We start from the raw sequence: 22,133 nt of genomic DNA on the forward strand, positions 1-22,133 counted from the left end.
ACGGCAACTCCAGCCTTCCCCGGGCGGGGCCACTTCGAACCGCCCAGCCGGGGCCAATTCGAGTTGACATAGCCATCGGTCGGCTCAAAGCTGTAGCAGTAGAAGTGGTTTCCCACATCGACCCGGGCGCCGGGATAGGTGTTCTGCCACCACGTGCCGCCGACGCCGGCGTTCTTCTCGATGATCGTGAACGGGATACCGGCCTCCTTCAACCGGATTCCGGCCAACAGCCCGGACTCGCCGCAGCCGATCACCACGACGGGAAACTCGTCGCGCGCCGCCTGAGCCAGCATGGGACTGGCCCGCGCGTCGCGTCCGTCGAGCTCCATCTCCTCGAGCAGCATCGGCACGTACTCCTGCGGCACCGGCTCGCACACCAGCCACTGCATCATCTCGTGCAGCAGTTCGGCGCTGACCGGTTCGGGCTCGGGACATCCGCGGTCGCGGTAGTCGGCGATGATCTCCAGCGCGAGCTTGCGGACCGCGGCCTTGTCCTCTTCGCTCATGAAGCCCTGCACCTCGTTGAGGAACAGGCCGGCCGGCCTGAGGTCGCCGCGGATCAGCTGCGGGTCACCGGACATGTGCACCAGTGACAGCATCAACGTGGGGATGCTGACGTCGGCGAGCGCCGCGGCGATCTCCTCGTCGGGCGTCGTAAACGGCTGCCCGGCATGTGGGTTGCGCACGACAGAAGTGCTACCATCTTCGGCTCTGCGAGCGCAGCCGATTGCCGCGAGGCGAAGTGGGGTACTTGGACCCGGTGAGTGAATCGAACGAGTCCAGTAAGAACCTCGGCCGCCGCCCGGAGGGCGTCAGCGACGACACCGTCGAGGCAGTCGGCAAAGTTTCGGAAGCCCTCGAGTACGTCGACCGCGCCCGCGGCCACCTGTACTCGTTTCATCAGCTCATGGGCCGCGCCGATCTGCTGCTCGGCGACGCCTGCGACTTGCTGCGCGACGCCGGTCACGGCGAGGTCGCCGACCGGCTGGCCACCGAAATGGTGGGCCGCAACGTGCTGTACGGGCGGTGGACGTTCCAGATCGTCGAGGACTTCGACGACAACTACTGGTCGGTGTTCCGCGAGCACGAGCATCGGGTGCGCGACGAGTTGCAGCACGGCGTGCGGCATGTGTTCGAAGCCGAGATGAAGGAGAGGCGGCGCACCAAGGGGCAACCCGGCCACGAGGGGCGGCCGTAGACTTCCGGTGTGGGTATCGCGACCCGGGTGAACGGCGCTGTTCCACCCGATGTGGCACTATCCGAGATCGACCTCGGCTCCTGGGATTTCTGGGGGCTCGACGACGACATCCGCGACGGCGCGTTCGCGACGCTGCGCCGGGAGGCGCCGATCTCGTTTCACGAGGCGTTCATCGACCCGGAGTTCGCCCCCGGCGCCGGCCATTGGGCGCTGACCCGCTACGACGACGTCTTCTACGCCAGCCGACACCCCGAGATCTTCAGCTCGGCGTCCGGCATCACGATCGGCGACCAGAAGCCCGAGCTGAGTGAGTATTTCGGCTCGATGATCGCGATGGACGACCCGCGCCACACCCGGCTGCGCAACATCGTGCGCAGCGCGTTCACGCCGCGGGTGCTGGCAATGGTCGAGGACTCGGTGCGCGACCGGGCCCGACGGCTGGTGCACGACATGGCCGCGAACAACCCTGATGGCACCGGCGAGATCGTCGCCGACCTGGCGGGGCCGCTGCCGCTGCAGATCATCTGCGACATGATGGGCATCCCCGAGGAGGACCATCAGCAGGTCTTCCACTGGACCAACGTCATCCTGGGGTTCGGCGACCCCGACATCGCCACCGACTACGGGGAGTTCTTCCAGGTCGCCGTGGACATCGGCGGCTATGCCACCGCGCTGGCCGACGACCGTAGAAGCAACCCGCGCGAAGACCTGACCACCAGCCTGGTGCAGGCCGAGGTCGACGGCGAGCGGCTCACCAGTGCCGAGGTGGCGTCGTTCTTCATCCTGCTCGTGGTGGCGGGCAACGAGACCACGCGCAACGCCATCAGCCACGGTGTGCTGGCGATGAGCCGCTACCCCGACCAGCGGGCGGACTGGTGGGCCAACTACCAGGAGGTGGCGCCGACGGCGGTCGAGGAGATCGTGCGGTGGGCCTCGCCGGTCGCCTACATGCGCCGCACCACCACCCGTGACGTCGAACTCGGCGGGGTGAAGATGGCCGCGGGTGACAAGGTCACGTTGTGGTACGGCTCGGCCAACCGCGACGAGTCGAAGTTCGCCGACCCGTGGACGTTCGACGTGCGCCGCCATCCCAACCCGCATGTCGGCTTCGGCGGCGGCGGCGCGCATTTCTGCCTCGGCGCCAACCTCGCGCGACGCGAGATCACCGTCGCGTTCGAGGAGTTGCACCGTCAGGTGCCCGACATCACCGCCACCGAAGAGCCGGATCGGCTGCACTCGGCCTTCATCCACGGCATCAAGCGCCTGCCCGTTGCGTGGACCCCGCGCTGATCGCCGCCTCCGCGTAGCCGCCAGCGCTCAACCTTGTACAGAAAATGAGCCGCAGACCGTACAGGGACGAGCGCTCACGGCGGCGGGGCTGCTATTCGACGATCAGCGTGCCCTTCATCGACGGGTGATACACGCAGTAGAACGGGTACTCGCCGGGCTGCGTCGGCGCAGTGAACGTTCCCTTCTGCTGACCGTCGACGTGCGTGTCGAACATGCCCTCGGCTTGCGACGTCACGGAATGCTCGACCGAATCGTTGTTGGCGACGCGGACCTCGGCGCCGGGCGCGACCGTGATCGGCTCACCGAACGCCATGTTTTCGATGGTGATCGTCGCGGCGTCGGCCGCGGCCGTGCTGTCGTCTTGCGGCGCAACCGGCGATTCAGCCGATTCGGTTGCCGTTGCGGCGTTCGTGGCTTCGCCGCCGTTGCTCGATCCGCCGTTGCCCGATCCTCCGCATGCCGTGCCGATCGCCACGATGACCGCCGAAGCAGCCACCAGCATCGCGATTTTCTTCATCCGCGCCCCCTTACTCGATCTGTTCGTCCATACGCGACACGAATCGCGGCCCGAACTGGTTCAGCCGAGGCAAAAATCAGTTCTGCCCGTCGACGGTGAACAGGCGATGAAAAGTCGTTGAACAGGCACAGCGTCACGGCGAGGAAGCCAGCGGGCAGCCAGATCGCGCGCACACCTCAGACCTCGGTCGAGGAGCAGACTGCCGTACACGGCGTGACGGGCCTGCGCCCTGTTTCTTGGTCAGGACGTCCGTGGGCCGACTCCATGAACCGCATCAGGCCGCCGACATTGCGGAACCGGTGAACGGAAATATCCGGCTGGCAACGAGATACGGGTGAGACAGGACGACAGCTCGACCCGCTCGGCCCGTCGCTCAGCCCACGTATCTGGTGAACCAGTCCTGCACGCGGCGCCACGCGTCGGCGCTGGCGGCGGCGTTGTAGCGTTCGGGGTTGGTGTCGTTGAAGAACGCGTGGTTGGCGTCGGGCTCGGTGATCAACTCGTGCACCAGACCCGCCTTCTCCAGCGCCGCCCGCGCGGTGGGTTCGGTCTTGTTCACCCGCTCGTCGAGTGCGCCGTAGAACGCCAGCACCGCAACGTCTTTCGAGCCGGAGAAGTCCGGATTGTCTGGCGTCGGCCCGTAGAACGGCACCGCCGCGGCGAGTTCGGGCGAGCCCGCGGCCAGCAGGCGCCAGACCAGCCCGCCGCCCATGCAGAAGCCGACCGCCGCGATCTTCTTGTCCGGCACGCGTCGTTGCAGTTCACCGATGCCGGACTTGAGGTTCGCGATGAACTCCTCGTCTCCGATGTTGCCCAGCGCCGCCGTGGCCTCGGCAGGATCGGCGAATTTGGCGGTGCCGCCCTGACCCGACAGCAGGTCGATGGCCAGCGCCGAGTAGCCGATCCCGGCGAAGCGGCCCGCCACCGAACGCACCCAGTCGTTGAGACCCTTGTTCTCGTGGATGACGAGCACACCGCCGCGAGGGTCGGGTGCTTCGGCCCACGCCGCCTGCAGTTCGCCCTGCGGGCCCGCCCAGGTGATCGGCGTGGTCGGTAGCGTCTTGTCCGATCCGGGCGGCGGTCCGCTCGCCTCGGTCGTTTCACTGGTCGTCGCCGCCTCCGTCGGTGAGGCGGTCTCCTCCGTCGTCGTTTCCTGTCTGTTTTCGGCGCAGGCCGCGATCAACGAACTCGCCGCCGCGGTGCCCACCCCCAGCAGGGCCAGCCGGCGCAGCGCCTCCCGCCTGGACAGCAGCCCTTCGACATGGTCGGTCGCGATTTCCTCGGCAATGTACCGCTGTAATGGAGTCACCTTGGCGAGTATGCGCCTGAATGCCGGTGTCGGGTAGGCGCTTCGAAGAAGGAGCAAGCGCTTCGAGATAAGGGGGATACTCGAAGCGTGACGTGGACGCCGCAAGTCGATGCGCTGCGTGGCCGGGTGGCCGTGGTGGCCGGGGCGACCAGAGGCGCGGGCCGCGGTATTGCCGCTGCGCTCGGCGAGGCGGGCGCGACGGTGGTGTGCACCGGCCGCAGCTCGATGTCGGGCAACACCACATCCGATTACGACAGACCCGAAACCATCGAGGAGACAGCCGCTCTCGTCGACGAGCTCGGCGGCGAGGGCGTGGCCATGCAGGTCGACCACCTCAACGCGGGCGAGGTGCGCGCGCTCGCCCACCGCATCCGCGGTGACTACGGCAGGCTCGACATACTCGTCAACGACATCTGGGGCGCCGAGGTGCTCAAGGGGCCCCCGCCGACGTGGAACCGGCCGATCTGGGAACACGACCTCGGCGACGGGCTGCGCATCCTGCGGCTTGGCATCGACACGCACCTGATCACCAGCCACTGCCTGCACCCGCTGTTGGCAGAACGGCCGGGCGGGCTGCTGATCGAGGTCACCGACGGCACCCGGGAGTACAACGAGCACAACTTCCGGCTCTCGGTGTTCTACGACCTCGCCAAGGCCGCTGTGAACCGGTTGGCGTTCGCGCACGGACACGAACTGCAGCCCTACGGCGGCACGGCCGTCGCCGTCACGCCGGGGTGGTTGCGTTCGGAGATGATGCTCGACAACTACGGCGTCACGGAGCCCGATTGGCAGCGGGCGCTCGACCCCGACCGCGGCGGCGGCCTGCCGACGGCGCCGCCGGGCTTCGCGCAGTCGGAGTCACCGCGCTACGTCGGCAGGGGCGTGGTCGCGATCGCCGCCGATCCCGACCGGGCGCGCTGGAATCAGCGCTCGGTCACCTCGGCAGACCTCGCCCGCGAGTACGGCTTCACTGACATCGACGGCCGCCAACCCGACAGCTGGAGCTGAGCGGTCTGCGTGGATGCGTCGAGTAGACAACTTTTCAATAGTGTTGACTTCGCGACATCCCGGCTGTTCGATGGGCGAATGTCTGTCGAGGAAACCGTTCGCGGCATGTGGAAAGCCCTGTCCGACCGCGACTGGGAACTGGTCAAGGCCTACCTGTCCGACGACTGCATCTATCTCGACATGCCGGTGGGGCCGACGGCCGCGGCACGGGGTCCCGACGACATCGTCAAACGGCTGAAGATCGGGCTCGAACCGTTGACCGACTACCAGAACTTCCCCGGCCTGATGCTCGACAACGGCATCGACGTGATGTACGAGCATTCCGAGGAATGGCGTTGGCCCACAGGTGAATCGGCGGCGCTGAATTTCGTCTCCGTGCACCGCGTGGTGGGCGGCAAGATCACCTTGTGGAAGGACTACTGGGACATGGGCGCGCTGGCCAACCACGCGCCGCCGAACTGGCTGGATGATTTCGCCAACGCCGACATGTCCTGGATGTTTGACGCCACCGGGCTGGTTTAGGGGTTTTCAGACGCTCCAGGCCATGCGGAACTTCTCGGCGAGATCGTCGGGCCCGAGATGGCCGTATGTCTCGTGCTCGTAGCGGCGCACCGCCACCGTGGCGTCGACGGGGGCGTCGCCGAGGATGCCGCGGATGAGACTCGATTTGTCGAGCCGGTCGAGCACCTCGGACTGCTGCGTCGGCAACACCGTGACGCCGATTTCGCTGCGCTGTTGATCGGACAGCGAGGACGGGTCGACGGCGGTCTCCTTCGGCAACGTCAGCTTGCGCTCGATGCCGTCGAGCGCAAGGCCGAGGATGGTCGCGGTTGCCAGATATGGATTGGCCGACGGGTCGATCATCTTGACCTCGACGTTGGCGCCCAGCGGGTTGCTGCCCCCGCCGATCAGGAAACGCACTGCGGCTTCACGGTTTTCGGTGCCCCAACACAGGTTTGCGCCCGACCAGTGGCCCGGCTGCATGCGCAGGCCGGACAGGATGGAACCGCACAGCATTCCCTGGGCTTCGCCCAGACCGGCGACCAGGCCTGCGATCGCCGACTCCCCTTCCGATGTCATGCCGTGCGCGCCGCTGCTGTCGGAGAACAGCGGCGTCTTGCCCCTCTTCAGTGAGATGTGTTGGTGTGCACCCGATCCCACGCTTCCGGCGAACGGTACCGGGGACAGGCTGACGCGCATCCCGTAACGCCTGGCCACCCGGCCGACGATGACCCGCATCAACACGAGGTGGTCCGCGGCCGCGATCGGCGACTGCGGCGTCAGCGAGATCTCGAACTGGTTGCGCCCGTACTCGGGGTGGCACTGCTCGACGGAGACGCCCGAACTGGTCGCCGCATTGATGACGTCGCGCACGAAACCCTCGTGCTCGAGGATCCCGGCCAGCCCGTACTGCGCCCACAGATGTGACGGCAGTTGGCTACCGTCGGGCGCGACGAGCACGAATTCCATCTCGTGGCCGACGAGCGCGGTGAGCCCGGCATCTTCGAGGCGACGCTCGACCCTGGCCAGTGCTCCGCGGCTGCAGTAGGGGTCGGGTTGGCCGTCCTGGTCGAAGAAACCGCCTGGTGCCCAGGCGAATCCGTCGCCGAGAATGCGCAGCGTGCCGAGATCGATGCGGATCCGCTGATCGCCGACCACGCCGGTGGCGTCGCTGAACACGATGCCGGTTTGGTCAATGGTGAAGACGTGCCACACGGGACTGGCGCCCAACCCGGGATCGGCGAACGCGCCCATCTTGCGAAGCGGTATGGCTTTGGCATGCGTGAGCCCGGCCGGGTTGACGACCGTTCCGATGAGGGTGTTGACCCCGTCGGACTCGAGTTGGGCGATGGCTGCTGCGGCGAGAGGTTTGGCTGACGGTGAAGTCACAGGGCCATTGTTCCACTAGTGCGGCGCGCTCACAGCGTGATCTTGCATGCCTGGCCGATGTCGAGCGTGCGCAGCATTCGGCCCATGCCCAACCACAGCGCACACGACAGCGCCAGATCGGCCATCAGTTCGTCGCTGAAATGCTCGCGGGCGCGCTGCCAGAAGTCCTCGTCGTCGCGCAGTCCGGTGTGGTCGCTGGCGAAGCGCTCGGCGAACTCCGCCGCAATGCGCTCCTGCTCGCTGTAGCCCGGCCAGGTCCGCCACTGCGCCGCGTGGTCGTAGAGGTCTTCGTCGACACCGGCCGCGACACCGTCGGAGTCGCGGGTGTTCTGGCACACCACACATTCGTTGGACAGGGCGATCACCATGCGCGCCAGCTCCCTGACCCGCATCGGCAGCCGGTTCTTCTGGTAGACGGCGTTGGTGAACGCCAGTAGCCCGGACCCGATGTCGGGCGACTTCACCGCCCAGGCGGCTGCGTCGTCGTCAGCGAAGTCTCCAATGCGGCTCATGGCCGGAATCGTACGCCCGGCCACACTGAATTGGAACACGTTCTAGAAATGGGGGCGCAGGACCAGCCCCCTGGGGTGACGCGCGAACCCGACCTTTTGGCGCGACCTACTCGCACTTTTCCTGCGAAATGTCGGTTTGGGCGTTGAAGGGTGCGGGGGTCAGCCGGCGCGGGCTGGTGGAGCGGCGTCGGTGGTGTCCGCAGGGAGGGTGCGGTCGTCCCAGTCGCGCTGCACCAGCACCTTGTGGCCGATGTGCTCCAGCGCCGCCTCCACCTGCTCGCGGTCGGGCCTGCCCTCGAAGGTCGGCGACGACTCGAGCTTCTCGACGATCCGGCTCACCAGCGCATTGGACGCACAGTCCACCTGCGCGGCGCCCGGCTGCGTGAGCCACAACCGGTCGCCGGTGCGCAACGCATAGCCGCGGTCGATGAGGCGGTTGAACGTCGGCTCGATGACCTCGGGCGGGATCCGCAGGCGCTCGGCGATATCGGTCAACCGGGCCGAGCCGAACACTTGGCTCTGCCGGTAGATCTGAAGCAGCGCCCACAACAGCGCGACGTCGGACTCGCAGCCGGCCTGCCCGGCGATGTTGCGCAGCCGGATCTCAGGCGAATGGCGCAGCAACCGGCCGATGGCCACCTCAAGGATCTGTTCCGGGGTCTCGGTGCTGGGCATACCGAACCCCTCGCCCATGTCGGTGGCCGACACGGCCTGAGTCTCGCGAAGCGGCGTCTCGCGCAGGAACAGTGAGACGACGAACCCGACGACCGCGACCGGCACCGCGCACAGGAACACCTTGCCCAGCGAGTCGGCGTAGGCGTCGACGATCGGCGCCGCCATCTCCGGAGACAGGGCGTGCAGCGCCTGCGGCGATTCGGCCGCGCGTGGCGGCGCCCCGCTGGCGACCAAGGCCGGCGGGATCCGACTGGCGAGGAAGTTGGCGAACAGCGAGCCGAAAATCGCAGCGCCGAACGAACTTCCGATGGTGCGGAAGAACGTCACGCCCGAGGTGGCAACACCCAGATCGGCGAAGCTGGCGGTGTTCTGCACGACGAGCACGAGCACCTGCATGCACAGCCCGATGCCCGCGCCGAGGACGAACAGATACACCGACTGCTGCCAGGCCGGGGTGGTGGCGTCCATCCGCGACAACAACAGAAAGCCCACCGCCATGGTGGCCGTGCCCGCGATCGGGAACACCTTGTATCTGCCGGTGCGGCCGACGAGGTTACCGCTGCCGATCGAGGTGATCAGCATGCCCGCGACCATCGGCAGCGTGCGCAGGCCCGACGTCGTCGCCGAGACGCCGTCGACGAACTGCATGAACGTCGGCAGGAAGGTGAGCGCGCCGAGCATCGCGAACCCGACGATGAAGCCGAGGATGCAGCACACCGTGAACACCGGGCTGGCGAAGAGCCGGATCGGCAGAATCGGCTCGGCCGCACGCGTTTCCACCCAAACAAATATCGCGAGCGCCGCCGCGGAGGCCACGAACAGGCCGATGATCACCGGCGAGCCCCATGCGTACTCGCTGCCGCCCCAACTGGTCGCCAAGGTCAGCCCGGAAGCGCCGAGGCCGACGAACGCGATCCCGGCGTAGTCGATGACCGGGCGGCCGGCCCGCGCCAGCGTCGGGATCGTCGCACCGGCCACCAGCAACACCACGACCGCGACGGGGATGTTGATCCAGAACGCCCACCGCCAGCTCATGTGGTCGGTGAAGAACCCGCCGAGCAGTGGACCGATCACGGTGGTGACGCCGAACACCGCGCCGAGCGCGCCCTGGTAGCGGCCGCGGTCGCGCAGCGGGATCACCTCACCGATGACCGCCATGGATGTGACCATGATCGCGCCGCCGCCGATACCCTGCAGCGCGCGCGAGGCCACGAGCATCTCCATCGATCGGCTCAGCCCGCACAGCACCGATCCCGCGAGGAAGAACACCACCGACGCCTGGAAGACGGCCTTGCGTCCGAACAGATCGCCGAGTTTCCCGACGATCGCGGTGACGATGGTCGACGCCAGCAGATAGCTGGTGACCACCCAGGACTGGTGGCCCGCCCCGCCGAGATCGGCGACGACCGTCGGCAGCGCGGTCGCCACGATCGTCTGGTCCAAGGCGGCCAGCAGCATGCCCAGCAGCACCGCAACGAAGATGAGGTTGCGGCGCTGCGCGCTGACGACCGAGGTGCTCGAGTCCGGTTCGGTGACAGCGGCCGTGGATGCCTGAGTGCTCATACCTGCCTTCCGTGCGACGAATCTCCCCAAGCCATATCGTTAGATTGGCTATAAAAGTTACGTCGATCCGGAGAGCAGGGTTGCACGTCACAGCGACGGCGAAACGCCGCCGCTCGCGCGGTCAGCCGGAGGTGTTGGTGGGCGGCCTCGCCACACACTGAGCCAGATACAGCTCCTCGCCGAGCTTGCCGATCAGCTCCAACTGGGTTTCGAGGTAGTCGATGTGGTTCTCCTCGTCGGCCAGGATCCGTTCGAAGAGGTTCGCGGTGGTGGCGTCCTCCTTCTCCCGGCACATGATGATCCCCGGCCTCAGCCTGGCCACTACTTCGTATTCGATCGCGAGATCGGCTTCGAACTGTTCCCGGACGGTTTGACCGACCCGGAGTGAAAAGAGCCGCTGGTAATTCGGCAATCCGTCCAGAAGCAAAATGCGGTCGGTGATTTCCTCGGCGTGTCGCATTTCGTCGAAGGATTCCGCGCGGGTGTGCGACGCCAATTCGGTGAAGCCCCAGCTTTCCTGCATCTTGGAGTGCAGGAAATACTGATTGATAGCGGTTAATTCGCTCGTCAATTGCTCATTGAGCAATTTCAGAACATCCGGGTCCCCTTGCATGCTGGCTCCTTAGCGCCGTGAGTCGTTAGTCTTGAGGGCTGTCATCTCAACAGCATCCAATCTAGTGGCAGGACAGCCAAATCGGAACCGCTTACGGTGTGTCGGTGAAGTGTTTCACGCTTTGCGGCAACGAAATCCGGCGCCGGAGTTCCGAATCGGACAGCGTCGATGGACTGCCTGACCTAACTATGGTTAGACTGCGCTAACATGCTTGCCGGCGCAGCGGGACGAAGGAAAAATATGAGTGAATACAATTTGCACTCATTAATTCTCGCATGCGATTTCCGGGTAAACGATGTCGACCGAATGTGGAATTGGCTGAAGCAACATCGCGACGGCCTCGCGGCTATCGGCGCACACCACGTGGTGCTCTACACGTCGATTTGGGAGCCCAATCGAGTCCTCGTCACGATTGGCCTGCGCACGTCAAGTCGCTGCGTGACGTGCTGCGCTCGCCGGAGATCTTCGAATGGTTCGACATCTCCGGTGCCGAAGACATTCCGCCGGTTTTCGGCGGCGAGGTCGTCGAGAAGATCGACCTCTATGAACCGGCACCGGAGGACCACGTCGGCCGCATCGTGGTCGGCGTCATGTCCACCGTCGAGGACGTGCCCACCCTGATGGAGAAGGTGCACGACGGGCTGGACCGGTTCAAACGCGGCGGCGTCCGCAAGATCTGGGTCTACCGGGCGCTCGACGACGGCCACGAGGTGATGATCCTGCAGGAGATCGACAACGAGATCAACGCCCGCCAGTGGATCGAGCGCCCCGACGTCGCCGCGGAGTGGACGGCGACGGCCGGGCTGGGCCCCTACCCCACCCAGTTCGTCGGCAAGTTCGCCCACCTCATGAGCATCGACCCCGCGACCTGACGGGCGATCGGAATTTTGTCTGCCTGTGCGCCGGGGCCACCAACCAGGTCGTCAACGATGCCGTGGACAACGGCGCGGCGACATCCAAGCAGGTCGCCGCCGCATGCGGGGCCGGCGCCGAGTGCGGGCGGTGCAGGCATACCGTGCGGGCGATCATCGAGGCCCACGCCGATCGTTAGTCGGCCTCCGGGATCCGTTCTCGCACAGTGTGTTTCAACTGCGCTATGAGCCGGTCCTCCCCCGCTTGTCGGTGAAGGCGGCAAGCGCGTCGGCGTTGGCGGCCGCGCCCATCAACTCGGCGAAATGAACGTTCTCCCGCTCGGTGGCCGCCTTGATGCCGGGTCGATACGGTGCAGCGATCGTGCGCTTGACCGCCATCAGGCTGGGAATCGGCCTGCCGGCGAGGATTTCGGCGTGCCGTCGTGCTTCCGGCAGCAGATCGTCGGGTTCGCAGACCCGCCACGCCAGCCCCATCTGCTGGGCCTCCTGCGCCGTCACCCATTCCGACGACATCAGCAGCCATGCGGCGTTCTGCCTGCCGATGAGTTGTGGCAGCAGATACGACGACGCCGCTTCGGGTGCGACGCCAAGGCTGGTGAACGGGCACTTGAGTCGCGCCTCGGTCGACATGAACACCAGGTCGGCGTAGCCGAGAATGGTGGTGCCGATGCCGACGCCCAGCCCGTTGACCGCGCAGATGAACGGCTTCGGGAAATCGGTCAGCGCCTCGATCATCCTGGTGAAGTGACTGCCGACGTTCGCCATCGCCGGATCGCTGATGCGGGCTTGCATCTCCATGAGGTCACTGCCCGCGGAGAATGCACGCCCGTTGCCGGTCAGCAACAGCACAGCGACATCGGGGTCGTCGGCGGCCGCCTGGATCGCGGTGGCCGTCTGCTCGTAGAGCGCCTCGTTGAAGGCGTTGAGCGCGTCCGGCCGGTTCAAGGTGAGTGTGCGCACACGGTTTTCGTCACTGATCTGCAGTACCACCGCAGCAGCGTAAGCATCATCCATTGCTGTAGACGCGGGTGGGTGTCACTAGAACCGCGGTGCGCCGTTGCTCGACCATCGTCCGGTCGTACTCATCCCAGTTGTCATGGGTGCCGCCCGCGGCGGTGAAAATGTCGCGCAGCAGCAACCGCAACTGGTCGGCGTCGGTCAGCCAGGGCTGCGGATCGTCGGGGCCGGCGAGTTCGGCGGTGCCCTCGACGGTCGCCCACTGCCACCCGTCGCGGAACGTGGCCGCCAACTGCGGGCGGGCGCGCAGGTTCGCCAGCTTCACCCGCCCGTACGTCACGAACGCCAGCACGGGGTCCCCGCTGCGCGGATGCGGTAGCACGCCCGCGTTCACCAGAGAGGCCTGGATCGTGTGGTCGGCTCGCAGGGTGGACACGACAGCCAGGCTATTTTCGTTGCGGGCCAATGCAACTGCATCGTCAAGCGTCGTCATCGCGACGTCCTTCCTAATCCGATTGGCCGGCGAACGGGTCTCGGTAGACGTACCGACTGGTGGGTACGGTGTCGACGTCCTTGTTGGCGCCGAAGGCGGCGGTGCTGGCCATCATGCGATCCATTCGGTGGCGCAGGTCCTCGTCGTCGGCGGCGCCGAAGAACGCGTGCAGGCTGCTGGTCGCCTCCTGCGGGAACAGTTCCTCGACGATCGCCGAGATCGACGGCGCGGCGGGCGTCAGGGACCGCACCACCGCGTTCTGCGTGTAGCCGAACGTCGCCTGCGTTTCGATCGCCACCGGTGTGTGGTCGATGTGCCACCGCGACAACCACGTCGCTTCGTCCAGGTCGGCGGGCCTGCGCAGCAGCGCGACGTTGGCCAGGCCGTCGGTACGTCTTCCTGGTGCCGTGCGTGGCGGTGACAGCGGAACCGATTCCGTGACGAGATAGGCGGCGACCTCGTCGCATTCCTTCTGCAGCAGTGCGGTCGCGGCCAGCATCTGGTCGCCGTAGTGCTGTTGCGTCCACACACTGACCAACGCCACCACAGGTGGAGTCATCGTCGTCAAGGTCATCAGCGAGTCGCGCACCTCGGCGTCGCGCACGTTGATCGCCAGGCCGGGAAGGCCGAGGTCCAACAGATCTGCGGCGACCTGTTCGCGAAGCCGGGCACACCAGGCGTCGCCGACGTCAGTCCCCCGCAGCGTGAGGATGACTTTCTCCACGGTGTGAACCTACCGCCGCCGCCCTACGCCGAGAGCGCCGGTAGGCGAACCGATCTCAGGACGGCTAGTGGCAGGGGAAGCCCAGCAGGTGCCGGGCGTCGTGCATGAACTCGTGGACGGCGGTGTTGCTGCCGAAGACTGAGGTGGCCCCTTGATCCAGGCCGATGAAGTAGAGAACCAGCAGTGCCACGAACACAGTGCCCGCCAGCGTGCCTGCCGCCCGCACACCGGAGAGGTTGAGCGCGCGGGATCGTTGAGCGGCTGTCCGCGTTGTGGCCATTGTGATCCTTTCCGACATCGGGCATGTTTTCCGACGAACTCGCCTTCGCCCGTTAGCGAATGACTATAGGCAACGCGGAGTCCATACGCGGGTAAATGTGAATGTGGCCGCGCCGTCGAGTGCGCATGACGACTGCGGACGGTGGAATCAATTGCCCGACAGAGATATCGGTGTGCAGCTGATTGACGCCGGCGAAGATTTCTATCGTTTTCTTTCCTCCTGCAATACACCGCGCAGCAGGCTTGGAGGCGATACGGTTACGGCAGCTAACCGCCGAGCGCCTACCGATGGAGGTGTTGTGTCTCCGCCCGCCAATTTCGATTCCCTTTCGGCCCGCGTTGCCGATCTCGCGCCCGTGTATCGCGAGCCGCTGGATTCGCCGTACGAAATCTCCAACGAGCTGTACGCGGCGCTTCGCCATGTCCTGCACGACGTCGGCGGCCAGATCGACATGCCCCTCCCCTTCAAGGAAAAGAAGGAAGAGGACTGGGAAATGAACACCTATGTGACGTGTGAATGCCTTGGCTGGCGCGGTGCGTGGAATTCCGAGGAGCGTCGTCGTGCGGAAAATGACCTAGGCGCCACGCTGTATTTCGGGCTGCCCTATTACGCGCGGTGGGCCACGGTTGCGGCCAAAGTGCTGATCAATAAAGGCTTGATCACTCCCGACGAATTGACCGCCAAGATCGACGAGGTGCGCGCCCGAACGGAGACCAGAGCGTGACCCAATACAAGTACGCGATCGGCGACCGTGTCACCGTTCGTGACGGCACCAGTTTGTTCCACACCCGCACCCAGGCGTTCACCCGCGGTAAGACGGGCGTCGTCGTCGAGTACAGGCCGGAATGGGTCATTCCCGAAGACGAGGCCTGGGGCCGCGACACGCCGGAGCGCGGCGGGCGGCTCGAACCGTTCTACGTCGTCCGGTTCCGCCAGAAGGACCTGTGGCCGAACTACACCGGCTTCGACATCGACACCTTAGAGACCGAGTTTTCCGAGCACTGGCTGGAGCCGGCGAAGGAGGAGCAGGCATGAGCCACGACCACGACCACGGTGCACACGATCCGATCCAAACCTCGAATGAGCTCAGCGAGTTCGAGATCCTGGAACGCGCCGTTCGTGAGCTGGCCATCGAAAAGGGCCTGTTCTCCGAGGAGGACCATCGCCGGTTCTCCGAATGGGCCGAATCGATCGGGCCGAGCGGCGGATCCAGGCTCGTCGCCAAGGCGTGGACCGACCCGGAGTTCAAGGCACGGCTGCTCGCCGACGGCACCGAAGCCTGCAAGGAGGTCGGCATCGACTGGCTCGACCCGACCGGTGAGGGCACTCCCAGCGACTACACCTACTTCTACGTCCTGGAGAACACGCCCACGGTGCACAACGTCATCGTCTGCACGCTGTGCTCCTGCTATCCCCGGCCGGTCCTGGGGATGTCGCCGGACTGGTACCGCACGCCGAACTACCGTCGGCGCCTGGTGCGGTGGCCGCGTGAAGTGCTCGCCGAATTCGGGTTGCATTTCGGCCCCGACGTGGAAGTCCGTGTCCACGACTCGAATCAGAAGTCGCGCTTCATGGTGATGCCGATGCGCCCGGAAGGCACCGAGGGTTGGTCCGAGGAGCAGCTTGCGGCGATCGTCACCCGCGACACGATGATCGGTGTCGCACTGCCGCAAGTGGATTGGACGGCGTCAGGGCCGCCGTCTGGGGCGAAGGTCAACGCATGAGCGACAACCCCTACGAGGTGCTGCTGGAAGCGCTGCCGACGGATGCGCGGCGGGAGGAGACGCTGCCCGAACTGGAGCGCAGACCCGATCCGTGGGAGTCGGCCATGCAGGCGACGTGTGAGTGCCTCTCGTGGCGCGGGACGCTGGACAACCTCGAGCGTCGCCATGCCGAAGATGCGCTCGGCGAGACGACCTATCGCGACTTTCCCGTGCACGCCCGATCCGCGGTGGTGACCGCGCACGAGTTGATGGAGCGCGGCGCGTTCACGCCAGACGAACTGCGGGACCGCATGAAGCTGATTCGGGAGCGGCTCAACCGCGCGTAATCGCCGACGGATCGACGTGGCAGCTTGACCCGGATGCGACCTCGCTCGGGTCAGAATGATCGTGTGAGCAACCGCCAGGCACTGCGGCTGGCCGTGCCGAACCACGGTGCGGTCGCTCGCAGCCTGCTGGCTGTTTTCGTACTCGCCGCGGTGGCGCTGTATTTCGGCCCGGCAGGCGCGGCGACGTCCACCGCGGCCGCCGGCGCGATAGCGGGGGCCATCGCGCTGCAGGACAACAACCCGATCGGCCGCATCCCGGTCGTGCTCGCCGTGTCGGTTCAACTCGGCGCTGCCGTGTTGATCGGGTCGCTGGCGTCGAGTGTCACCCTGGTCTTCATCGGCGTGATCGCACTGTGGTGTTTCGTCGCGGGCATGCAGTGGGCGGTCGGCGCGCCCGCCGGTCTGATCGCCGGAGCGGCAAGTCTATTGCTCGTCATCCAGCAGCCCGCGTCGGCGTGGGCCGCCGCAGTGTCGGCGTTGTTCGCGCTGCTCGCCGGATTGACGCAGGCGGCGCTGATCGCGGTGCGGCCGCCGCGACGGTGGCGCCGGGAACGCGAAGCGCTGAGCAAGGTGTACCGATCGCTGAGCGCCGATGCGCGGCGGTTGGCCACCGATCCCGACGCCAAGGTCGATTCGTCGCAGTTGTTGGAACTCAAGGAAGCGTTCAGCAACGACGACACCGCGCCCAGCCGCCCGACCCCGGCGTACCGGGACTGGCACGCGCTGCCCGACCAGATCGCCAAGACATTGATGGCGTTGCGCGGCAAGGCCGACGGACACGACGCGATCCGCGACCTGCTGACCGCGGCGGCCGACACGTTGGCAGCGATCGCCGAGCAGAGCCGGGCCGCCCGCCGGGACGCGGAATACGCGTTGAAGGGCGCCGACGCCGCCGCGACCTCGGTGACCATGTCGGAAGCCGCAGTGGCGCAGCGGCTTTCCCGCCAGCTGCACCGCGCGGACGGGCTTCGCTTCGGCAGGCGTCGACTCTCGGACTGGACGGCCGCGGTGAGACGGGCGGCTGCACTCACCTACTCGCACCTCAACACCAAGTCGCCGATAGCCCGCCACGCTGTCCGGCTCGCCGGGGCGGCCGCGGCCGGCACCGCACTGGCCCGTTTCGCGGAGGTGCCCGCCGGTCACTGGATTCCGCTGACCGTGCTGCTGGTCACGCGGCCGGAGACTGCCCACACCTACACGCGGTGCGTCGGTCGGGTCGCGGCCATCTGCGTCGGTGTCGTGGTCGCCTCGGCATTGACAGCGCTCTGGCATCCGACCGGCCTGGCCGCCGCGCTGCTGGCTGTGGCGTTCCTCGCCCTCACCCACGCGGTGGCAGCCTTCGGCTTCATCGCGACGACGGCGGGCTTCGCCGCGACGATCGCGTCGGTGCTCGACATCAGCGGTACCCCGCCCGCTTCGGTCAGCGACGTGGTGTTCGCCGTCGCCATCGGCGGTGCGTTGGCCGTGCTGGCCCACGTGCTGGTGCCCGACGACGCGTTGATCCGGCTGCGGCAGCGCGCCGGCGAACTGCTGAAGACCGAAATCGACTATGCGGCAACGGTTATCAAGGCTTTCGTGCACGACCTGGAAAACCCGTCGGACACGTTGGCCGCCGCATGGCAACGGGCCTTCCGTGCCCGGGCGGCGTTCGAGGCGGCCGCAGGCGCCACCCGCATCGAGTCGCGGGAGTTGCGGCGGTGGATGCGGTCATACCGCGCCGGGCTCAACGCCGTCACCAGTTCCTGTGCGGCGCTCGAGGCCAATCTGCCAGCGCACCCGTCGGAGACGCTGGGCCGCGAGTTCGTGCTGGCCGTCGACGAGTTCGTCGAAGTCCTGCGCGGCGATCCACCCACCCCCGCCGCGCCGTGGAGCGTCGACACCGAGCAGTTGGCCGTCGCCGAACGGCAACTGCGCGAGGCCGCGGCGCAGCTCGCATCCGATGAGTCAGCGGCACGGGCCCTCGTCGCCGAGATCGGCGCCATCACACGCAGTTTGGCCGACATCACCGTCGACGAGCGTGACAGGGCGGCCTCGTAGCGAGGGGCCTATTCGCCTTCGCCGCGAGCCCATTTCGGCGTGATGAACACGCCTTCGGCTTCCACGGTGATGCCTTCGTCGTCGGCGAGGTGGCCGACCACAAAGGTCTTGACCCCCTCGACGCGGTCGGTCTGCGCTTCGGCATGCAACCGGCCCAGCCGCGTCGGGCGCAGGTAGCGCATCGTGATCGTGCCGGTGAACCGCGGCATGGTCCCGTCGGTGGCCGCCTCCCCCAGCACGTGGTCGAGCACCAGCGCCGAAATTCCGCCGTGCACATGACCCGGCGGCCCCTCGTAGGGCGCGCCCATCTCGAAGTCGGTGTACACCCGTCCCGCGTCATCGCGCCGGATCACCACCGGCGGTGCGATCGGATTGCCGACGCCGACCACCGGGTTGCCCCACGCCATGCTTTCGCCGTCGCTGGTGTAACGCACCCCGAACGCGCCGTCGATCTGCTTGGCGCGCAGCCTCGCCGTCGCGGCGTCGATCTCGGCCTTGACCGCGGCCACCTCGTCGGCGTCGACCTCGGTGCGGATCGTCGCGTCGACGAGCGCGCGGACCGACTCGGCCAGCGGCTCGTATACCGCGCGCATCCGGTCGAGTTCGTCGGACGTCACGTCACCGATGTGGGTGAACTCAAGCACCCCTGAACTAGAACATGTTTCTAGTCCAGCTGTCGAACCCACCTGCCCTCACCTCACCCCCACCTTGCCGAGCAGACGCTCGTGCCCGCAAAAGTCCAGGTCGGGGCGGACTTTAGTGTCTGCTCGCGGGGAAAAGTGGGGCGGTCGGTGTCACACGGGGCCGATGACGTGTCTTAGATTACCTAAATTGTCGTGGTCATATGTCTACGAATTGGGTTACGCTGCATTCCATGGCCGCTCGCACACACAGCGCCGACCCCCGGGCCGAACGGGTCCGCGCCCTGCTTCGGGACGCCGCGTTTGCGCTCGCGCACGAGGGGCCGGTCGACCGCTTGACCGTGAGCGACATCGTCAGCCGCGCCGGGGTCAGCCGCCAGGTCTTCTACCAACACTTCGCCGACCGCGACGACGCCGTCGCGTACGCGTTCACCGCGGCGTTTGCGGCGGCCACCGCCCACATCGCCGGCGATCCCCGGTCGCGGATCCTGGCGCTGTTCGACCTCGCCGCCGAACACCGCGCGATGTACCGCAACGTGGTGCCCAGCGCGGTTACGTTGCGCGTGGTTGCTGCGTTTCGCGCCGAGCTCGCACCAGCGTGTGAGCAGATCGCTGCCGAGGCCATGCCCGCGGTGAGCACCGTCGCAGCGCTCACCCCGGAGTCGGTCAGCCGATTCCTCGTCGGCGGCTTCATGGAGGTGCTGCGGTCGTGGATGGAGGACCCCGACGCCACCGACCTGCGCGGCAGAGCCGCCGCGGCACTGGACACCGTCGGCGCGCTGCTTGGCATATCGGCCGGCGCACGCTGACATCGACTTCGCTTGACCCAGAAAGGCTTACCGATGGCACGACACGCAACACCGGAGACACGGAGCTCCGGGATCCGCACACTGGTGCTCGCGCTGCTGGCGCTGACCGCGTTCGTCGTCGCGATGGTCGCAAGTTATTCCGGCGCCTTCGCCAGGCCCGCCCTGCACCATCTCACCGTCGCGGTGGCCGCGCCGCCACAGGTCGTCGACGCGATTCGCGGCCAGGATGCGTTGGCGGTCAACGTCGTCGGGGACGGCGCCGCCGCACGCCAACAGGTGTTGGACCGGTCAGCCGACACCGCGTTCGTCGTCACCCCGACCGGTGAGATGAAGGTCTACGTCGCCAGCGGCGGCGGCCGCAGCGTCGCCACCGCCGCCGAGAATGTCGGAGGAGAAATCGCCTCCCGCGCAGGATTTTCCACGTCTATCGAGGACGTCGCACCGACGTCGGCGGCCGATCCGTCGGGGACCGTCGAGTTCTACGCGATCATCTTCATCTCGATCGGCGCGTCCGTAGGCGCCACGCTGTTCGGCTATCTGATGGGCAGGGTGCACAGGCCCGCCACCTTCCTGCTGCGGACCTGCTCGCTGGCCGGCTACTCGGCGCTGCTGGCCGGAGTGGTGACGCTGTACGTCGATGGCATTCTCGGCGCACTGCCGGGCCACACCGTGGCGGTGTTCGGCGCGCTGTGGCTGTATTCGATGGCGGTGGCGGGTGCGGTCACCGGTGTCGCGGCCGCGTTCGGAACGGCCGCTTCGGCGTTGCTCACCCTGTTCCTCGTGGTCGTCGGCAACGCCGCCGCCGCGGGCCCGGTGGGGCGGCCGCTGCTGTCGCCCTTCTATGCCACCTTCACCTCGATCGTTCCGCAAGGCTCAGGTGTGGCGCTGCTGCGCAGCATCCAGTACTTCGACGGCAACGGCGCCTGGACACCGCTGGCCACCCTGCTGGTGTGGGGCGCGGCGGGCGCCCTACTCGCGGCCATCGCAACTGCCTCGCGCGTTAATTATGCTGCGACCTATGACCGTTTCGCTGACCGAGACCGACCCCTACTACGACCTCGGCTCCTATCACCGACCGATTGACACGTCGGCGCCCGCAGCGCAGACGTGGGTGGATCGCGGACTCGTGTGGGCTTACGCGTTCAACCACGAGGAGGCGATCCGGTGCTTCGAGCGCGCACTTGAACACGACCCCGACTTGGCCATTGTCCGTTGGGGCATCGCATATTCCGTGGGCCCGAACTACAACAAGGCCTGGGAGGCATTCGATCCCGTCGACCTCGCGACGTCACTGGCGCGCGCCAGGAAGGAGCTCAGCCTCGCCGAAAACGGCCGCGCGTCGGCCGTCGAGCGCGAGCTGATCACGGCGCTGCAGGCCAGGTTCCCCACCGACGACCCGAACGACACCGACGCGCTGACCGAAGGCCACTCCCGCTACGCGGACGCGATGGCGGAGCTGGCCGCGGCCTACCCCGACGACATCGACGTGCAGGCGCTGGCCGCGGACGCGTTGGTGAACGTCACCGCATGGGCGTTGTGGGACACCAGAACTGGTGAACCGGCGCCCGGCTCACGAGTGGTGGAGGCCAAGCGCATCCTCGACGACGCGCTGCGCACGGAGGCTGGCCGCAGACACCCCGGCGTCTTGCATTTATATCTGCACACGATGGAGATGTCGGCCAACCCGCAGGACGCGCTGCCGGCCGCTGACCTGCTGCGCGGCCTGGTGCCCGACGCCGGACACCTACAGCACATGCCGAGCCACATCGACGTGCTGTGCGGGGACTACCGCAGCTCGATCGTAGCGAATCTTGCTGCCGCGCAGGCTGATCAGCGCTTCGTCGAGCGTGAGGGCCCGCTCAACTTCTACTCGCTCTACCGCGCCCACAACCTACACTTCGTGGTCTACTCGGCGATGTTCGAAGGCAATTCGGCGACCGCGCCGAAGGCCGCCGACGAGCTTGCTGGGCAGCTCACCAGCGAACTGTTGCGCATCGAGTCACCGCCGATGGCCGATTGGCTCGAAGCGTTCGTGCCGTTGCGGATTCACGTGCTGGTCCGGTTCGGCCGATGGGACGATCTCATCGCTGAGCCGCTCCCGGAGGACCCCGAACTGTACTGCACCACGACCGCGACCATTCACTACGGCCGCGGGGTCGCGCACGCCGCGAAGGGGCAGCTGGCCCAGGCGCACGCCGAACGCTCGGCCTTCGCCGCCGCCTACGACCGGATTCCCGAGAGCCGCTACCTGTTCAACAACACCGCCCGCGACATCCTGGCCGTCGCCCGCGAGATGCTCGACGGCGAGATCCTGTATCGAGAGGGGCGTTTCGAGGAGGCGTTCGCACACCTGCGTCGTGCCATCGAACTCGACGACACGCTGCCCTACGACGAGCCGTGGGGGTGGATGCAGCCGACCCGGCACGCCTACGGCGCGCTGCTGCTCGAGCAGGGCCGCGTCGAGGAGGCCGCCGCGGTGTACGCCGCCGACCTCGGTCTCGACCCGACCCTGAGCCGGCCGTGCCAGCATCCGGGCAACGTGTGGAGCCTGCACGGCTACCACGAGTGCCTGCAGAGGCTGGGCCGCACCGCCGAGGCGAACATCATCGGCCAACAACTGGCGCTGGCCGTGGCCCGCGCCGACGTGCCGATCAAGGCCTCCTGCGCCTGCCGGCTCGAAGCCGCGTGATCACTG

General features: G+C 66.9%; 26 protein-coding genes and 1 pseudogene. 15 read left to right on the plus strand and 12 right to left on the minus strand.

What is annotated here, in order from left to right; all coding sequences use genetic code 11:
• Positions 1–686 (minus strand): NAD(P)-binding protein (locus CQY20_RS19335; protein WP_165789277.1); only part of this gene is annotated, 686 nt, incomplete at its 3' end.
• Positions 687–760: 74 nt separating this feature from the next.
• Here CQY20_RS19335 and CQY20_RS19340 point away from each other — a divergent pair.
• Complete coding sequence (locus CQY20_RS19340; RefSeq protein ID WP_097941752.1) at positions 761–1,198, plus strand: hypothetical protein; 438 nt, start codon at positions 761–763, stop codon at positions 1,196–1,198.
• Between the two features lie 9 nt (positions 1,199–1,207).
• Positions 1,208–2,488, plus strand: a complete 1,281-nt coding sequence (locus tag CQY20_RS19345) for a cytochrome P450 (RefSeq protein ID WP_097941704.1) — start codon at positions 1,208–1,210, stop codon at positions 2,486–2,488.
• Between the two features lie 91 nt (positions 2,489–2,579).
• Here CQY20_RS19345 and CQY20_RS35540 read toward each other — a convergent pair whose 3' ends face one another.
• Positions 2,580–2,801, minus strand: a complete 222-nt coding sequence (locus CQY20_RS35540) for a cupredoxin domain-containing protein (protein WP_234816316.1) — start codon at positions 2,799–2,801, stop codon at positions 2,580–2,582.
• Positions 2,802–2,808: 7 nt separating this feature from the next.
• On the opposite strand from CQY20_RS35540, the gene CQY20_RS35545 reads away from it, so the two are divergent.
• Positions 2,809–3,126: a hypothetical protein gene (locus CQY20_RS35545; protein ID WP_234816317.1), complete on the plus strand. Its 318-nt coding sequence runs from the start codon at positions 2,809–2,811 to the stop codon at positions 3,124–3,126.
• A gap of 252 nt (positions 3,127–3,378) precedes the next feature.
• On the opposite strand, the gene CQY20_RS19355 is transcribed toward CQY20_RS35545, so the two are convergent.
• Complete coding sequence (locus CQY20_RS19355) at positions 3,379–4,314, minus strand: dienelactone hydrolase family protein (RefSeq protein WP_097941753.1); 936 nt, start codon at positions 4,312–4,314, stop codon at positions 3,379–3,381.
• A gap of 87 nt (positions 4,315–4,401) precedes the next feature.
• On the opposite strand from CQY20_RS19355, the gene CQY20_RS19360 reads away from it, so the two are divergent.
• Entirely contained in the window at positions 4,402–5,322 is a 921-nt protein-coding gene (locus tag CQY20_RS19360) for an SDR family oxidoreductase (RefSeq protein WP_097941706.1), read from the plus strand.
• Positions 5,323–5,400: 78 nt separating this feature from the next.
• Positions 5,401–5,844, plus strand: coding sequence for a nuclear transport factor 2 family protein (locus CQY20_RS19365; RefSeq protein ID WP_097941707.1), 444 nt, complete (start codon positions 5,401–5,403; stop codon positions 5,842–5,844).
• Positions 5,845–5,850: 6 nt separating this feature from the next.
• On the opposite strand, the gene CQY20_RS19370 is transcribed toward CQY20_RS19365, so the two are convergent.
• The 4 genes from CQY20_RS19370 to bfr all read right to left on the minus strand — a co-directional run bounded on the left by CQY20_RS19370 (position 5,851) and on the right by bfr (position 10,575).
• Positions 5,851–7,212: a type I glutamate--ammonia ligase gene (locus tag CQY20_RS19370; protein ID WP_097941708.1), complete on the minus strand. Its 1,362-nt coding sequence runs from the start codon at positions 7,210–7,212 to the stop codon at positions 5,851–5,853.
• A 29-nt stretch (positions 7,213–7,241) separates the two neighbouring features.
• The gene (locus CQY20_RS19375) at positions 7,242–7,724 is read right to left on the minus strand and encodes a carboxymuconolactone decarboxylase family protein (RefSeq protein WP_097941709.1); all 483 of its coding nucleotides are present in this window, start codon (positions 7,722–7,724) and stop codon (positions 7,242–7,244) included.
• A 159-nt stretch (positions 7,725–7,883) separates the two neighbouring features.
• Complete coding sequence (locus CQY20_RS19380; RefSeq protein WP_097941710.1) at positions 7,884–9,962, minus strand: MDR family MFS transporter; 2,079 nt, start codon at positions 9,960–9,962, stop codon at positions 7,884–7,886.
• Positions 9,963–10,083: 121 nt separating this feature from the next.
• A complete protein-coding gene (bfr, locus tag CQY20_RS19385) occupies positions 10,084–10,575 on the minus strand; it encodes a bacterioferritin (RefSeq protein ID WP_097941711.1) in 492 nt (163 codons plus the stop codon).
• A 240-nt stretch (positions 10,576–10,815) separates the two neighbouring features.
• On the opposite strand from bfr, the pseudogene CQY20_RS19390 reads away from it, so the two are divergent.
• Positions 10,816–11,447, plus strand: a pseudogene (locus CQY20_RS19390) (fatty-acid--CoA ligase).
• On the plus strand, positions 11,444–11,626 hold the full coding sequence (locus tag CQY20_RS19395) for a (2Fe-2S)-binding protein (RefSeq protein ID WP_097941754.1): 183 nt from the start codon (positions 11,444–11,446) through the stop codon (positions 11,624–11,626). Before CQY20_RS19390 ends, CQY20_RS19395 begins: the two are co-directional and overlap by 4 nt.
• Before the next feature lie 43 nt (positions 11,627–11,669).
• On the opposite strand, the gene CQY20_RS19400 is transcribed toward CQY20_RS19395, so the two are convergent.
• The 4 genes from CQY20_RS19400 to CQY20_RS19415 all read right to left on the minus strand — a co-directional run bounded on the left by CQY20_RS19400 (position 11,670) and on the right by CQY20_RS19415 (position 13,901).
• Complete coding sequence (locus CQY20_RS19400; RefSeq protein ID WP_097941755.1) at positions 11,670–12,437, minus strand: enoyl-CoA hydratase/isomerase family protein; 768 nt, start codon at positions 12,435–12,437, stop codon at positions 11,670–11,672.
• A 16-nt stretch (positions 12,438–12,453) separates the two neighbouring features.
• Complete coding sequence (locus CQY20_RS19405) at positions 12,454–12,897, minus strand: PPOX class F420-dependent oxidoreductase (protein ID WP_097941712.1); 444 nt, start codon at positions 12,895–12,897, stop codon at positions 12,454–12,456.
• A gap of 13 nt (positions 12,898–12,910) precedes the next feature.
• Entirely contained in the window at positions 12,911–13,621 is a 711-nt protein-coding gene (locus tag CQY20_RS19410) for an EthD domain-containing protein (protein ID WP_097941713.1), read from the minus strand.
• 64 nt (positions 13,622–13,685) lie between these two features.
• A complete protein-coding gene (locus tag CQY20_RS19415; RefSeq protein WP_097941714.1) occupies positions 13,686–13,901 on the minus strand; it encodes a CbtB domain-containing protein in 216 nt (71 codons plus the stop codon).
• A 298-nt stretch (positions 13,902–14,199) separates the two neighbouring features.
• Here CQY20_RS19415 and CQY20_RS36105 point away from each other — a divergent pair, with 298 nt between their 5' ends.
• From CQY20_RS36105 to CQY20_RS19440, 5 genes are all read left to right on the plus strand, one after another.
• A complete protein-coding gene (locus CQY20_RS36105; RefSeq protein WP_097941715.1) occupies positions 14,200–14,625 on the plus strand; it encodes an SH3-like domain-containing protein in 426 nt (141 codons plus the stop codon).
• A complete protein-coding gene (locus tag CQY20_RS36110; protein WP_337425501.1) occupies positions 14,622–14,936 on the plus strand; it encodes an SH3-like domain-containing protein in 315 nt (104 codons plus the stop codon). The genes CQY20_RS36105 and CQY20_RS36110 overlap by 4 nt, the downstream gene beginning before the upstream one ends.
• On the plus strand, positions 14,933–15,625 hold the full coding sequence (scnC, locus tag CQY20_RS19430) for a thiocyanate hydrolase subunit gamma (protein ID WP_097941717.1): 693 nt from the start codon (positions 14,933–14,935) through the stop codon (positions 15,623–15,625). The genes CQY20_RS36110 and scnC overlap by 4 nt, the downstream gene beginning before the upstream one ends.
• On the plus strand, positions 15,622–15,951 hold the full coding sequence (locus CQY20_RS19435; RefSeq protein WP_097941718.1) for a ScnB: 330 nt from the start codon (positions 15,622–15,624) through the stop codon (positions 15,949–15,951). The genes scnC and CQY20_RS19435 overlap by 4 nt, the downstream gene beginning before the upstream one ends.
• Before the next feature lie 63 nt (positions 15,952–16,014).
• A complete protein-coding gene (locus CQY20_RS19440; RefSeq protein ID WP_308494405.1) occupies positions 16,015–17,988 on the plus strand; it encodes an FUSC family protein in 1,974 nt (657 codons plus the stop codon).
• An 8-nt stretch (positions 17,989–17,996) separates the two neighbouring features.
• On the opposite strand, the gene CQY20_RS19445 is transcribed toward CQY20_RS19440, so the two are convergent.
• Positions 17,997–18,632 carry a PaaI family thioesterase gene (locus CQY20_RS19445; RefSeq protein ID WP_097941720.1) on the minus strand — a complete coding sequence of 212 codons (636 nt, stop codon included), beginning with the start codon at positions 18,630–18,632 and terminating at the stop codon, positions 17,997–17,999.
• Between the two features lie 230 nt (positions 18,633–18,862).
• Between CQY20_RS19445 and CQY20_RS19450 the strand changes: the two genes are divergently transcribed.
• Genes CQY20_RS19450 through CQY20_RS19460 form a run of 3 tightly spaced genes read left to right on the plus strand, consistent with a single transcriptional unit; the run spans position 18,863 to position 22,127 of the window.
• Positions 18,863–19,438 (plus strand): TetR/AcrR family transcriptional regulator, encoded by a 576-nt coding sequence (locus CQY20_RS19450; protein ID WP_097941721.1) that lies wholly within the window; start codon positions 18,863–18,865, stop codon positions 19,436–19,438.
• 33 nt (positions 19,439–19,471) lie between these two features.
• Positions 19,472–20,521 (plus strand): hypothetical protein, encoded by a 1,050-nt coding sequence (locus CQY20_RS19455; protein WP_097941722.1) that lies wholly within the window; start codon positions 19,472–19,474, stop codon positions 20,519–20,521.
• Positions 20,457–22,127: a tetratricopeptide repeat protein gene (locus CQY20_RS19460; protein WP_097941723.1), complete on the plus strand. Its 1,671-nt coding sequence runs from the start codon at positions 20,457–20,459 to the stop codon at positions 22,125–22,127. Before CQY20_RS19455 ends, CQY20_RS19460 begins: the two co-directional genes overlap by 65 nt.
• The last annotated feature ends 6 nt before the right edge of the window (positions 22,128–22,133 follow it).

The organism is Mycolicibacterium agri, from assembly GCF_002553505.1.
Classification (GTDB): Bacteria; Actinomycetota; Actinomycetes; order Mycobacteriales; family Mycobacteriaceae; genus Mycobacterium; species Mycobacterium agri.